Source organism: Actinoplanes sp. NBRC 101535 (assembly GCF_030269225.1).
Lineage (GTDB): Bacteria > Actinomycetota > Actinomycetes > Mycobacteriales > Micromonosporaceae > Actinoplanes > Actinoplanes rectilineatus.
Genome location: NZ_BSSY01000010.1, coordinates 106,575 through 121,088, shown reverse-complemented (window position 1 = coordinate 121,088; position 14,514 = coordinate 106,575). Strand labels below are relative to the sequence as shown.

At 67.0% G+C, this 14,514-nt stretch carries 9 protein-coding genes and 1 pseudogene; 4 read left to right on the top strand and 6 right to left on the bottom strand.

What is annotated here, in order from left to right; translation table 11 throughout:
- Positions 1-506: 506 nt before the first annotated feature.
- The 4 genes and pseudogenes from QSK32_RS26700 to QSK32_RS45550 form a co-directional block, all read right to left on the bottom strand.
- Positions 507-836, bottom strand: coding sequence for a Uma2 family endonuclease (locus QSK32_RS26700; RefSeq protein ID WP_285473474.1), 330 nt, complete (start codon positions 834-836; stop codon positions 507-509).
- A gap of 54 nt (positions 837-890) precedes the next feature.
- Positions 891-2,681: a WD40 repeat domain-containing protein gene (locus QSK32_RS26695; RefSeq protein WP_285473473.1), complete on the bottom strand. Its 1,791-nt coding sequence runs from the start codon at positions 2,679-2,681 to the stop codon at positions 891-893.
- Between the two features lie 52 nt (positions 2,682-2,733).
- Positions 2,734-9,189, bottom strand: a complete 6,456-nt coding sequence (locus tag QSK32_RS26690) for an RHS repeat-associated core domain-containing protein (RefSeq protein WP_285473472.1) — start codon at positions 9,187-9,189, stop codon at positions 2,734-2,736.
- Positions 9,190-9,300: 111 nt separating this feature from the next.
- A pseudogene (locus QSK32_RS45550) lies at positions 9,301-9,726 on the bottom strand (IPT/TIG domain-containing protein); the annotation flags it as partial.
- Positions 9,727-10,187: 461 nt separating this feature from the next.
- Here QSK32_RS45550 and QSK32_RS26680 point away from each other — a divergent pair.
- Positions 10,188-10,661, top strand: coding sequence for a helix-turn-helix domain-containing protein (locus QSK32_RS26680; RefSeq protein ID WP_285473470.1), 474 nt, complete (start codon positions 10,188-10,190; stop codon positions 10,659-10,661).
- Here QSK32_RS26680 and QSK32_RS26675 read toward each other — a convergent pair.
- Complete coding sequence (locus QSK32_RS26675; RefSeq protein WP_285473469.1) at positions 10,607-11,626, bottom strand: Dyp-type peroxidase; 1,020 nt, start codon at positions 11,624-11,626, stop codon at positions 10,607-10,609. The genes QSK32_RS26680 and QSK32_RS26675 overlap by 55 nt on opposite strands.
- A 212-nt stretch (positions 11,627-11,838) precedes the next feature.
- Between QSK32_RS26675 and QSK32_RS26670 the strand changes: the two genes are divergently transcribed.
- The 3 genes from QSK32_RS26670 to QSK32_RS45760 are packed head-to-tail and all read left to right on the top strand — an operon-like array spanning position 11,839 to position 13,901.
- A complete protein-coding gene (locus QSK32_RS26670; protein ID WP_285473468.1) occupies positions 11,839-12,036 on the top strand; it encodes a hypothetical protein in 198 nt (65 codons plus the stop codon).
- Positions 12,037-12,057: 21 nt separating this feature from the next.
- On the top strand, positions 12,058-12,909 hold the full coding sequence (locus tag QSK32_RS26665) for a protein kinase domain-containing protein (protein WP_285473467.1): 852 nt from the start codon (positions 12,058-12,060) through the stop codon (positions 12,907-12,909).
- A complete protein-coding gene (locus tag QSK32_RS45760) occupies positions 12,798-13,901 on the top strand; it encodes a tetratricopeptide repeat protein (RefSeq protein ID WP_285473573.1) in 1,104 nt (367 codons plus the stop codon). Before QSK32_RS26665 ends, QSK32_RS45760 begins: the two co-directional genes overlap by 112 nt.
- Here the strand turns inward: QSK32_RS45760 and QSK32_RS26655 are convergent.
- Positions 13,813-14,367: a Uma2 family endonuclease gene (locus QSK32_RS26655; RefSeq protein ID WP_285473466.1), complete on the bottom strand. Its 555-nt coding sequence runs from the start codon at positions 14,365-14,367 to the stop codon at positions 13,813-13,815. The genes QSK32_RS45760 and QSK32_RS26655 overlap by 89 nt on opposite strands.
- Positions 14,368-14,514 lie beyond the last annotated feature (147 nt).

Below are 14,514 nucleotides of genomic sequence, written 5' to 3'. Positions count from 1 at the left end.
TCGAGATGTGGGCGATCAACCCCATGGTTGACCTCATCAGCCCCGCGGCATGGCTACGCAGACAATCATCTGGGTCTTCGGCCACGACCCCCTCGAGGGCTGGGCGAGCCAGTTCACCGGCGACTGGAAGACGACGCTTGGGGCGGCACGCCCCCTCGCATTGGACTCCCGTCCCCTGACGCACCCCGCAGTCGCCCACCACCATCGACAGCCGCTGAGCCACCATCTGGCCTGGTCGCGTCGGCACCGGATGACCGAGCCCGCAGCCGGAGAGGCTGGCAGCCCCTTCGGACCAGGCCACATCCGGGGCACTACGGCGTCACAAGGCGGCCGATCACCACCGGATCACCGCATCCCATATAACGGGATTTGTGGGCTCAAAAACGGGAAACAAAAACGCCGGGACCTGCGTTTCCGCAGGTACCGGCGCTAATTACTCGGTGCGCCCGAAGGGACCCGAACCCCTAACCCTTCTGATCCGTAGCCGGCGAGCCGAACACTCCAGCTCAGGAGACATCAGGAACGGTGGTCAACAGCCATGCGATGGGTTGCGCACCGCTGGGGTCCGGCTCGTACTCACCGGTCTCGACGTTGAGGCTGTGCCGGTGCACGGCAGTGACGCTGTCGCGCTCGACGATCCAATAGTGCGGAATCCCAGCCTTCGCATACTCCGCCTTCTTGATCACCCGGTCGATCACCTCGGAACCCCGGGACACGACCTCAGATCCACCGTGCGTGCACGTAGTGCTCGATGTCGACCCGCATCTTTTGCAGTCGGTCCAGCGCTTGGTCAGCCCGCCACCGCAGGAATCTCTGAGATCGGCATCAGTGCGCATCGTGATTGCCAGCAATACCAACCGCGATACGCCACGTCATCAGAACGGACAGGTTCACAGCACGCGCGGGCTGAGCCGGGCGGTGTCGCTGCCGTAGCCGACCAGAAGGTCACCATCCGTAGTGGCGGCGATACTGATCGGCATGCTCGGTAGAGTCATCGGCGGTGTGAGGTCCTCGCCGGTCAGCAAGTCCGTCAGCGAGATCGTGCCGTCCTCGTGTGCCAGATATACCTGTGGCCAGGCCCGCACCGTGGCCAGGGTTGCGTCTGTCAGCCGTCGGATTCCGGCGCGTACCGTGTGCCCGCTCGTGTCGAGGACTCGTCCGCGCGTGACGATGTAGGGGCCGCTCACGGTGAGTACGACGTCGTCCTCACGGGCGGGGATGACGGTCGGTCCTATACCCAGATCGCCCGCGTCGTGGATCCGGAATCGTTCGCCGGTCACGCAGGTGACCACCACGTCACGGCCGTAGCGGGTGCCCACACCGAAGCCCGAAGGCGCCGGCCCCGCAGGTGGGGTCCATTCGTCCTGCGGAGCGCCGTCGCAAGTCCGCCACGTTCGTACCCGGCCGTCCCCGGTGATCAGTAACGGGCCGACCACCGCCAGACGTCGGACGAGCCGTTGCCCGGTGTCGATGGGCGGGTGGTACTGCTGGCCGGTCGTGAGGTCCAGTAGCCGTACGAGCGGGTCACGCCGGTCGGGTTCGCCGGCGCCGGTTGCCGCCACGATTGCCGGGCCGTCCGTCCACGCCGTCAAGGCTCTGGTGTTCACGACCGCGGTACGCGTGGGCGGGTGCAGAAGACGGCCATCCGCGGTATCGCGAGCCAGTAACGTGCCGGCGGCATCGGCGCTGACGACGACATCCGCGCGGGCCCGGGTAATCCCGATGATCCGCGCGTCGTGTCCCGGTTCCCGAGACGTCGGCCGGGTCGGATCCCACAACACGACACTGCGGTCCTCTTTCGAGGAGGTCAGCAGATAGGTCCCTGACGCGGCCATCGTGGACGCGGCGACCGGGCCCGCCAACGGCGGACCTACCGGGGCTGACGTGGCTTGTTCGTACAGCCGGACACGCCATCGGTCGGACACGGCCAGAACGCCACCGACCACCGCGATCCGCTGGCGGCGGCCTTGCTCGGGACGCCCGGCCGGAGTCGGTATCACCTCGCCGACCGCAGCACCGGTTCGTACGTCGAAGGTATGGATCCCGCCGCTCTGGTCGACGGCGGAGACAAGATCACGGCCGGTCGCTGTCCCTAACGCGACAGACCGGATCCCATCGATGCTCGGCGGCCCGACGAGCCGGCTCCGTTCATGGCTGTCCAGGTCATGCAGCGCAAGACCGTCGAGGCCGGCCAGCAGCACCAGACGGCCGTCACCGAGCCGGCCGGCCGTGATCGTGTGCCCGTCCGGCAGTTCCGGCCCACCGATCGGACGTCCGGACGGCAGTGACCAGCGTTGAACCCGGTTCCGGCCGTTACGCGTCACCATCTGCGGGCCCTCTGCGGCGTCCACCACGACAATCTGGTGTACCTGTCCGATGCCGGAAACCTCGCCGATCGGTGTTCCGTCCGTGGCGTCCCAGATCCGGAACCCGTCGGTGTGCCCGCTCAACAGAATCCTGCCCGCAAACTCTAGGCAGAGGGGCTCACCGGGCGCTGTCCACAGGTTTTCATTGTCGATGTTCCGCACTTGGATGCCGGAGCCGCTACCGACGGCGATCAGTGCGGTGCTGGTGTCTATTGCAGATGTCTGAACGGGTCCGGTCTGCCAACGTCGAACTATCCGGGGGTCGTCATCGGTTGTGCTGGCCCAGATTACTTCCCACGGCGCATCGAGTTGCATCATCACATTCTAAGGAGAGGGGCCGATGGAGCGGCCCCTCTCCTTAGAATGTTTACCAGGCGTCCCAGACGGCCGTACCGGCTCCGGGGAACCCGGCATCGCCGAGTGCCTTACGTGCGACCTCCTCGATCGGGCGGAAGCCGGGCAGGTTGTCGTTCGGCTTGTAATGACCTGAGTGGTTGGTGATCTCGGTGAGAATTCCGCTTTCGTTGAGCTCGAACGTTCCGGCCATCCACACCGACTGCCGTTCCGACAGGCTGGTGTGACCTGGCCACAGCGTTCCCTCGCGGGGGTCGTTCTGCTGGAATTCGTTCTCGAAGCGGCTGCCCGCGATGGCGCGGACTTGGCCGCCCGGCATTACCACATAGAAGTGGCGTTCCCCGGCTGTCGCACCAGTAGCAGACGTAATCCACTCACCTGAGGGCATGGTCGACTGTGGGTCTGGTTCGACGATCGGGAATACCCGGTTGGGTAGGCCGCCAGATCCACCAGTTCCACCAGATCCCGTCGGCTTGGTACCGAGCGGGTCGGTGAGCATCGTCGGCTGGTTGTTGACGTACGTGTACGGGTTGGTGTCACCGGACGCTAGTCCTAGCGGGTCTCGGCTTAGGAACCGCTGGGTGGCCGGAGAGTAGAACCGGTTGCGGTACTGGTAGAGGCCGCTGCCCTCGTCCGCGCGCCCGGTGAACCGGGCTGGGTTGCCCTGATCGTCACCGGTGACGGTGGTACTGCCGAACGGATCGTAGGTGTATTCAGCGGCCACCGCGGTGTCGGCAGAGGCGATCGTGCTGCCCAGAGCATCGGTCAGCAGCGACCTGGAGTTGCGGGCGAACACCTCATCAATATCGCCGGTCAACAGGTTCGTCGTCGATGTTCCGGTGGTCTCGCGTATGACGTTGAGCCCGTCATACAGATAGGACGTGGTCGTCCCGCTTGCCGTCCGGGTGTTCTGACGGCCTAGGGCGTCATACCCGAAGGTCGTGGTTGCGGTGGCTGTGAGCTGCCCGCGGGCATTCCATGTGTAGGTTCCGCCGCTGTCGGCGGTGACGTTGCCGTCAGGGTCATATGTTGTGCCGGTGTGCTGGTCAGCGGCGTCGTATGTGGCGGCGGTCGTAGCGGCTGGCAGTGCCACTCGCCCATAGCTGCCATCCACGTGGATGCGCCGGCCCAGCAGGTCGAGTTGGTACGTGATGGCGCCCAGCGTGGTGGTTCCCTGGGCGTACCCGATACGGGTCACACCACCGGCATCGTCGTAAGTGTAGGACTGGGTGATTCCGGCTGGCAGCGTGAGCGACTGGCGCCTTCCGAGTGTGTCGTAGCCGATGCTCACAGCCTCGCTGCCACGCGTGACCGAGGTGAGTTGGTCGGCGTTGTTGTACGCGTACGTCGTCTGACTTTGACCTGAGGCTGTCATCGTGGCCCGGCGGTCTGCCGCGTCGTAGGTGTAGGCGACCTGTCCCTGCGGACTGAGTACCGTCTGCGGCCGGCCGAAGACGTCGGGGGTGATCGTTGTGGTGCCGCCGGCCGAGTCATCCACGGACCGGATCTGATTTCCGGCGTCGTACTGGTATGCGGTCGTACTCTCCTGCGTAGTGCCGGAGACGCCGTAGCGGGCTAAGACGAGCCGGTCGAGGTCGTCGTAGGCGAACGCGGTGGCCTTACCGCTCGGTTTGGTGGTGGTGGTGACGTTGCCGTTGCGGTCGTAGGCGTGGACGGTGGCCCGGTTGAGCGGGTCGGTGATCTTCGTTAGCCGGTCGCTGGTGTCCCAGTCGTAGACGGTGGTGTGGTTGCGCGGGTCGGTGACTTTGTGAAGGTTGCCGTTCGGGTCGTACTCGAAGGTGGTGACCCGGCCGATCTGGTCGACCGTGGACAGCACCTGCCCGGCACCGTCATAGGTGAGGGTGACCGTGTTGCCGGCCGCGTCGACGCCGCCGGTGGAATGGCCGGCAGCGTCGGTGAAGCTGCGGGTGACTCGGCCGAGCGGGTCGGTGACCGTAACGGGATCGCCCAGCGCATACCCGAGGGCGGTCGCCTTGCTGGTGTTGTCGGTGATCTTCGTGGCCTGGCCGGCCTCGTTGGTGTCGATGGTGGTGACCCGGCTCATCGGGTCGGTGACGGTGTGCAGGGCGCCGTCGGTCTGGTAGCTGTAGACGACCGCGTGAGAGAGCGGGTCGGTGATGCGTGACACCTGGTCGTAGGGGCCGTCGTGGTCGACGGTGGTTACCCGCTGGTCGGAGGTGCCGGCCAGCTCGGTGACGGTGTGAACGTTGCCGTTGGTGTCGTAGCCGTACTCGGTGCGCCGGTTGAGCGCGTCGGTGACGGCGGTGATCCGGTTGCTGGTCGTGTCGCGGGTGATGTTGACGGTTTGGGCGCTGCTGGTGCCGTAGGCGGCGGTGTCGGAGGTACTGAATCCGGCACTGTTGAAGGTCACCCGGCGTACGTGGCCGCGGGGGTCGGTGACGTCGGTGTAGCCGGAGGCGTAGGTGAACTGGTAGAGGCCGCCGTCGGGGTTGGTCTGGGTCTGGACCCGGCCGCTGCTGTCGTAGGTGTTGTTGACGTAGATGGTCCCGCGGGCGTCTTCGATCGTCTTGAGGCGGCCGGACTCGTAGGTGTAGGTCGTGACGCCCTGGTTGACGTCGGTGATCGTTTCCAGACGTCCGTCACTGGTGTAGGTGTAGGTGACGGCGTGTCCGAGGATGTTCTCTGCCCTGGTGACCCGGTTTGACGAGTCGTACGACAGCTTGATCCACTTGCCGTTGGGTGAGGTGATCTGGGTGATCGGCCCGTTGGCGTGGATGTAGCCGTTGGGGTCCGGGGCTGCTGGGCCGCGGGTGAGGGTGACGGTGTTGCCGAACTTGTCGCGGATTTCTTGCAGTGGTGCTTCGTTGCCGAAGACGTAGGTGGTGCCGTCGCGCAGGGCCAGGTCCCAGCCGTCGCCGTTCCACTTCAACGTGGAGGCGTTGAATTCGGTGGGGGTCGCGTCGGCGACGAAGACGGCGTTGAGGAAGTCGTACGGGCCGGTGCCTCCCGGTGAGACGCGGTGGAATCGGACCCGGCCGCCGTCGGGGGTGAGTAGCCAACATTCCAGGAAGGTGTCGGCGCTGCGGTAGAGGTCAAGGCTGTAGTCGAAGTTGGCGCCGATGCCGAAGGTCCGCCGGCCGGTGTCGCTCTGCTGGTAGGTGCGCGTGACGCTGATCGGGATGATGTCGTCGACGATCAGGTCGGTGTGCTGGTCGTGGATCAGACCGGTGCGCAGGTCGACCGGGTCACCGTCGAGGACGCTGCCGCCTTGCAGCCTGGCCAGTCCCGGGGGTTCGTCGGTGTTGGGCGTGATCAGCATGGCACCGGTGAACTGGTACACCTCGGTGCCCTTGTTCGGCTCGACCCGTTTGCCGTCCTGGCTGACGGTGCCCTTGCCGTAGACGTACCAGCCCTTGCCCGCGGGGTCGTAGTGCCAGAAGTCCATCGACGCGCCGGGCTGGGCGTGGGTGAAGTTCGGGTAGATGACCCGTGCTCCGGCAGGGAACACGTACGAGCTGCCGGGCTGCACGGTGAAGTAGCTCGGCACCTTGGAACGGGGTAGCGGGAACGGTGTGCGGTCGACTGGGATCGCGGTGATACCGAGTTCGGTGACGACCTGGCCACGCGTGTCGCGTACCACCGAGCCGGCCGGCAGCCGGACCTCGAGCCCGGGAATCGCCGGGTTCTTGACGACGACCTCGTGTTGGGCCGGCGATGCGAACTTGACGGTGTGTGCGGTGTCCAGCCGTGACAGCCAGATCGTGTACGGCAGCACCGTGGTGGCTTTGTCGGTCAGGTCGACGCCGATGTCATGCAGGCCGAAAGCACGCCCGGATGTGCTGGCCGTGGCTCCGTCCACGCGCAGGACACGGTGGCCGCTGGGCACGCCGGTGAGCAGGAATCGCCCGTTGGCGTCGGTGGTGGTCGTGGTCCCGTCGATACCGACGGTCACCTTTGCCAGCGGCTTGTCCTCGAGGGTGAGGATGCGTCCGCTGAGCGCGGTGACATCGGTGGCGGCCCGCAGCGGCTGCGGGTCGGCGAGGGCGGAGGCCCTGCCGGTGGTCCAGCTGCCCCCGGCGAGGGTTTCCCGGCTGGGGCGCCAGTTCTCCCCTGCCCCGGGGATGGGCGGCGGCTGAGGGCCGGTCGCGGATCGGGGTGCGCTAGGAGAGGTACGCGCCTTTGACTTGGCGACCGCTGTGGTCTTCGCCGTCGGCGGAGCGGTCTTGGCCGGTGGTTGCGGGATGACCGACGGGGGCACGGTCGTTGGCGCGACCGATGTGGCGGCGGCCGCGGTGCGCGTGGTGAGGGTTGCCGTGGCGGAACCGGAGGCGGAGTACGGGTTGATGGTGATGTCGTAGGTGCCGGTCACCGGTAGCGTGGTGATGCTCTGGGTGGCGGCCCCGGTGAGGTCGGCCAGCACGGTGCCGTCCGGACGGCGAACCACCAGGTTCGGGTAGTACGTCATCGTGACGTTCGTGTAGGACAGGGCCAGGTTCTGCCCGGCGGTGCCCGCGTAGGTGAGGTAGGTGCTCTGCCCGATCCGCGAGGCCGTGACGGTCTTGGCGGTGTTGAGTGCGAGCGTCCCGCCGTTGGTCTGCGCCGATGCCGTCATGACGACGGCCCCGCCGCCGCGATCGGAGGCCACGAAGTCGATCTGGTAGGTGCCTGCGCCGAATGCCGGAAAGCTGAGGGCGCCGGTCTTGGTCAGCGCGGTCTCGTAGAGCGGGGTTCCCGACGCGGTCGAGACACGGACGATGAGCGTGCTGGAGGTGAACGTCCAGCCGGTGAACCCGAGCGACAGCCGCTGTCCGGCCGTCAGCGTGACCGTCGTGTCGAGGTACCGGCCGCCCGCCGGCAGCGTGAATGTCGGTGCGGTGCCGGTCAGCGAGGTGGCGCCGCCGTTGACGCCGAGGATGGGGGTGAAGGTCAGTGCCCCGGTCTCGGCGTAAGGCTGGAGAAGCAGCGAGTATGTGCCGGTGCTCGACAGTGCCGCGAGGTCGATCAGCGTTCCGCGCAGCAGGCCCTGGAAAAGGACGCTGCCGTCAGGGTTGTACAGCGTGGCGTTGATGGCATTGGTGAACGTGTAGCTGCTGGCCATCAGGGCGAGTCGCTGCCCGGCCGTGCCCGCGAACGTGAACAGCGTTGTCTGTCCGGGGCGGGTCACGTTGATCGCCGAGGTGCTTCCGACAGTCAGCGCGCCGCCCTGCACCCGCTGCGACCAGGTGACGACCAGGGAGCCGGTAACGGCTGTGGTGGCGTTGATCAGCAGGTGGAAGGTGCCGGTCGTAGCGGGGGTGAGATAGATGACGCCAAGTGATCCGGTGGTGAAGTCGTTGACGACGACGCCGGACGGGTCAACGATGCGGGTCCGCACGGAGCTGGTGGCCGGCAGAGTCCAGCCGCTCAAGCCGAACGTGTAGGCCTGGCCGGCTGTGGCGGTGAAGGTCAGGTCGGCCTGGGCGCCGGCCTGGCCGAGGGTCACCGTGGTGCCCGTTGCGGTCAGACTCAGCGTGCCCGCACTCTGCCGTTGCAGCAGCCCCAGGGTGAAGGTGCCGGTGCCGGAGTAGAGGCTGATCCGGGCCGTGTAGCTGCCCGTAGCCGGGAGTGCGGGAAGGTCGAATCGGCCGCTGGTCGCCGTTCCTTGGGTGAGCACCACGCCGTCCGGGCCGACCACTTGAACGGCCGGCACGTACGTGGTCGTCGCGTTGACGAAATCGAGGCTCAGCAGCTGCCCCGCAGTGCCGCTGAACGTGGTGGTCACGTCCTGGCCGGGCCGGGTGACGGACACGGACTTCGTGGCGGCGGTGGTCAGTGCCCCCAGAGCCTGTGCCACCGAGGCGGTGACCGTGACCGACCCGGTTCCGCCGTCTGCCGAACCCAATGTGAGCGTGTACGTGCCGGTGCTGGGCGCCACGAAGTCGACGTCGCTGCCGTCGAGGGGGATGTTGACGCGGGGATCTTTCGAGCCGTCGCTGCGGTTCCACAGCAGTGCCGCGCCGGAGGCATCGATGATCCGGCCGGTCAATGCCGTGGCGGTGAACGTCTTGCCGGTCAGGCCGATGCCGATCTGCTGTCCCGCGGTAGCGGAGAAGGTCAGGTCTGCCTGTTGGCCCGCACGGTTCAGCGCCACCGACGAGCCGGCGCCGGTGAGAGAAAGGGCGGTGCCGCCCCGGGTGGACAACGTCGCGGTGGCCGCACCGGTGGCGGTGGTGGTGACCGGCTTCAACGCGAACTGGTAGGTCCCGCTCGCCGGTAGAGGCGGGAGCGCCAGGCCGCCGGCCAGCGCCGTGACGCTCCATGGACCTTCCAGTTCCTGGCGTGCAAACGCGGCACCGAACGGCGTATAGCCGTACACGAAGATGTCCCCGGCGGTGGAGCCGGTGATACCGAGGCTGAGGCGTTGCCCCTTGGTGCCGGTGAACCGCAGCAGCGCGGCCTTGTCTGCGGTGCTGAAGTTCACGCCGGTAGCAGTGCCGTCGATGGTCAACGTGCCGGTGGTGCCTACCGATTCAGCGGTGAACGGCTTGGCCACTGCGACGAAATCCGCAGGACTGGTCGCCGTGCCGCCTGACGTAGCCACGGTGACGCGGCCGGTACCCGCCGCCTGTGGCACAGCCACCGTCAGGCTGGCTGCCGACGCTGCGGTCACTCGCGCCCTGGTCCGGCCGAAGGACACGTTGTTGCCGGCCGCGGTCGTCGAGAACCCGGTTCCGGTGATCGTCACGCTCGCGCCGGCGGCGGCGATCAGCGGCGACACGGCGGTGACGGTGGGCGCGGGCACCGACGTCAACACCGTGAACGTCTGTGTGCTGGTAGCCGTGCTGCCGGCGGTGGTCACCGTGATGGTGCCGCTGGTGACGCCGGAGGGCGCAGTCGCTACCAGCCGGGTCGCCGACGCCGACGTCACGGTGGCTGAGGTGCCGTTGAATTTCACCGCGTTCGACGACGTGGTCGTCGAGAACCCGGTGCCGCTGATGGTGACGGCCGCGCCGGCTGCTGCGCGGCTCGGCTCGATGCCGCTCACTGTCACGGTCCCGGCAGCGGACCTTGCCACTGACTGCGGGTTGCCGCTGTCGTCATAGCTGTAACGGGCACTGCCTTCCGCGGTGCTCACCCCACGCAGCTGACCTGCTCCGTCGTAGGAGTAGTCGCCGGGAACCGACGCTGCAGCGGCACGAACGTCTTGGCTAGCTGCCGAAGGTGGATCGGGTGGCTCGGCCACAGCAGCAGCGGATGCGGGCGCGGTCGGGGTAAGGAACGCGGGTGTGCCGGCGAGCAATGCCAGCAGGACGGCCCCCGTGAGCCGGCGAGGGGGATGGGACAGGGTACGCAAGATGGCCTCCAGGCGCGACGCCGTCCCCTTCGGACCGCGTGCGCGAGATCATCCTGCGATCAAGCCAACACAGAAAGCGATAGCAACATCACTCATCCGGGACAGATCCGGGACAGTCGCGATAGACATTCACTGTGTTCAAAGTTCCGAGGATGGGAAGCCCCGCGCGGGAGATCTTCGCCGAGAGGCTGCGCACGGTACGGGAGAGATCCGGCCGTACGCTGCGGGAATTGCAGGCTGCAACGTTCGTCAGTGACTCCTCGCTGTCGCGATACCTGTCGGGGCAGAGCGTGCCGCCCTGGACCGTTGTGGTCGCGATCTGCGAGCTCGGCCAGGTCGACCCCGACCAGCTGCGCCCGGCCTGGCTGGCCGCCCGGGGCCGGCGCGAGACCCAGGCTGCGGCCGCGGCTTCCGAGGGCCGCCTCGGCTCAGCGCTGCGCCTTGACATCGCAACGGTCGCGAAAGCCGTGACGGTCGCGATCCAGTCGGTCCGCAACGGCGAGGGCCCGGTCCTCGAGCCGCTGCTGGCTGCGGAGCGGGCGGCAACGGCTGCCGCACGTCGGCTGGCTGATCAGTCCGTCAGCAGACCGTTCAAAGCGCTGGGTGACGGCGGCACGAAGAAGTAGCCGCCCCCGAACGGCAGCACATAACGGTCCAGCGCTTCCCCGGCAAGGCGGCGCTGGACCGCCGCGAATCCCTGGTCAGGATCGCGTTGAAAGCAGATGAACAACAGGCCCTCGTCACTCGCGTTCTGATATGAGTAGCCTCGTCGCAGGATGCGGGTCGCCCGTGTCTGCGGCGTACGCGGGTTGGCCCGGCGGATGTGCGCATCCAGCGGGATGAGCTGGCCTGCAGGGTCCGCCGAGTAGTCGAACGTGGCGTCCTCGGGGCCACCCTGGAGTGGTGTTCCGTTGTCGCGGTGCCGGCCGATCATCAATTCCTGCTCCGGCACCGAATCGCGGTTCCACAAGTCGGTGGCGAACCGGATGAGCCGGACCACCTGATATGTCCCGCCGTCTTCGGTCCACACCAACTGGTTCATCAGGTTCTCGTCCGCGGGATCAGGGTTGCCCGCGCCCTCACGGAAGCCGAACAGGTTGCGAGTGCTCGGCTGCCCGGCGGCGGTGACACCGTTCTCCGCCCGGAACCCCGCCATCCGCCACCGGACCCGCACAGCCGAGCCGGCCGTCTTCAGCACGTCATCAGCGACCGCCGCCACCTGATCCGCGCCGTCTCCGCAGACCTGCAGCAACAAGTCGCCGTGGCAGTACGCCGGGTCGAGGACATCGTTGGGGAACTGCGGCATGGTGGTCAACAGCGGCGGCCGATGCGCTGCCAACCCGAACCGGGCATCGAACAACGACGCCCCCAATGCAAGTGTCGCCTCGACTCCGGCCGCAACCGCCTGCTCGACTCGCCCAGTCAGCGACCGAAGAGCAGCCCCCGGAGTGCCGACGACGTCGATCGCAACCAGGACGACATCGGCCGGCGGGGGCGTCACCACCCCCGGCTGATGGCTGATTCCGGCAACGCCCCCGTCAACGGAGTCGCCGCCCGAGCAACCACCGATCAGCCCGGCCGTCGCAGCCACGGCCCCCGCCGCCACCACCGTCCGGCGTCGAACACCCAGTACCATCGAGCCTCCCGACCACGTCCGAAACGCGAGCCTAAGAGCCACACCAACGGTCCGTCATCGACCCGACGGCAATCCGGGACAAGGTCGGGAAACTCAACAGTGCTGCCGATCCCCTCCGTCAGCGCTGCTGACCACGGTTCACCCATCAGTCCATCGAGTGAGCCACGGTGCGGTTCTACGCCGCCCCGGTCGCCGCCGAGAATGTCGTCGCCGAGCGCCCAGGCTGGGGAGATATCGTTCTCGGTTTCGACTCCGACGGACGTCTGCACGACGTGGAGGTCATCGGTGCCACAAAGCTTCTTCGCACAGCGATCCTCATCGCTGTGCGGCCGATTCTGACCCGCGTAACCCTGCACGGCCCGTAGAGCGCTGTCAGCGGCAAGAGAGTGCGACCGATACTCCAGCACTCCACTACGGGATTACCGGCCAACATCCTGCTCGACGAAGCGCGGGAGAACGCGGTCCTCGCCGATCTTGGCTCCGCGGGCAGAATCGAGCCGGACACCGACACCGCACCCAACTACGGCGGCACGCCTCTTTACCTCGCGCCGGAAGCGATGACAGTCGGCCGGGTGACTCGCAGATCGGACCTCTACTCGATCGGTGTCGCGACCGTAGAGATGCTCGCCGGCAGGTTCCCGTACGAGGAGTTTCTGTTCGACGACGTGGACGAGCGCAATGCGGCAGGCAAACGCGCCCTGATCGATAGCTTCTACTCACTGCCGCCGTCCGTGCCGCCGGCCGTGCGAAAGTTCATCGGATCCCTGATCCAGATCAATCCCGCCAAACGGCCGGCGACGGCACGCGCCGCCCTGCGTAAACTCAACAGCCTCGATTACGTCGATTGGCGGCGAACGGCCGGGACCGGACTGATCGGCGAGTGGGTCGGAACGTGGCCGCCTCGAAAGATGCCCGAAAGACGCAGGCAGTACCGCATCCGCTCATCACCTGTGGAACGCGGCGACAATGCCGGCAGGATCGGCCTCATCGCAGACTCGAAGAAGCCCGGCCGTGAATGGCGAAGCCACCGTGGCCTGCAGCGCTACGCGGAACCCCGCACACGGCCTGGCAACTTGCCGCCGTACTGCGCAGCGTCTTCATGCACAACAACGCCTTCACCGACTGGCTGGCGACCGCCCGGATCGGGCTCGAGGCAGCCCGGACGATCGGCGACAGGCGGGGCGAGGCCGAAGCCCTCGAAAGTCTCGGCAAGGCGCACTTCCAGGCACGCCAACTGACGGAAGCCGCCAGGTTCCACCAAGCCGCTCTCGCCATCCGCACCGACATCGGCGACGACTATGGCACCGCCGTATCCATCAACGCCCTCGGGCTGCTCGGCCTACGCCACCGCCGCCTCGACGAGGCCCGAACCCACTTCCAGAAGAGCCTGGCCATCTTCGAACGCCTCGGTAACCGGCGCTGGCAGGCGCTGCTGCTCAGCAACATCGCCGAAGCCGCCTACGAGACCGGCGACCTCACCGGGGTCGTCACCCTTCTGGAGAACGCGGTCGCCGTCCAACGCGAGATCGGCGACGAGGGCCAGGAGGGCAACTCACTGTTCTTCCTCAGCATGAGCCTGCGGGAACTCGGCCGCCTCGACGACGCCCGGCAGGCCATCACCCGAGCCCTCGACATCGCCGACAAACACACCAACCGACTCTGGACGGCACACTGGCTCGTCGAGTACGCCCGGCTCGAACGCGCGTCCGGCAGGCCGGCCATCGCCCTCGAAGCAGCCCACCGAGCCGCCACCATCCAGCGCACCATCGGCGATCAAAACCGTGAGGCACTGGCACTCGACGAGGCCGGCGAGGCATACCGAGACTCGGCCAGCCGGAGGAAGCCGTCGCCTTCCATCGGCGTGCAGTCGCCGTCCACCGGCAACTCCACGACACCTGGCAACTCGCACTCGCACTCAGCCACCTCGCCCTCGACCTGGCCGAGGACAGCCGCCCCGAGGAGGCCCGGCAACACTGGCGAGAAGCCGATTCCCTACTGGCCGGCTTTCCCGACTTCCGAGCCGCCAACGCCCGCGAGCACATCCACGGGCTCCTGCCGGATCAGTGACGGCGACCCCGGCACCGAGCCGATCGATCGCCATGGGATCACCACGTCCCGCATCCTGAGCCGAACACTCCAGCTCAGGAGACCTCAGGAACGGTGGTCAACAGCCATGCGATGGGTTGCGCACCGGCGGGGTCCGGCTCGTACTCACCGGTCTCGACGTTGAGACTGTGCCGGTGCACGGCAGTGACGCTGTCGCGCTCGACGATCCAATAACGCGGAATCCCAGCCTTCGCATACTCCGCCTTCTTGATCACTCGGTCGATCACCTCGGAACCCCGGGACACGACCTCGATCGCGAGCAGCAGCCCCGCCGTACCGGCATAACTCGACCGGGCGCGACGCGGGGGCATCCCCTCCGCCCACACCGTGAGGTCAGGCACCCGTCCACCGCCAACGTCGATGCCACAGTCCGTAACGACCTGTTCCGGACCATAGCCGTTGGTCAGAAACCAGGCGAACATCCTGGAGACGAGCAACGCATGGTCGGGATCCGCAGGCGGCACGACTGACAGCACTCCCTCAGGGCTCAGTTCGTAACGATGGTTCTCGTCAGCGGCAGCCATCTGGGCAAGGTCGTCCAGCGTCACCTGGGTCGGCATTCCCGCGCCTACGGCTTCGGCGCTCATCATGCCCCCACGCGATTGACGGGTTCGAAGCCCGATCGGGCGAATTCCAAGAGGGATCGACACGCCTGTGACACGCGATCACCATCCGATCACCACGGCCCCATCGTGTGGGACAACCAGAGCCGAACCCGGGAAAGCAACAAGGCCGTG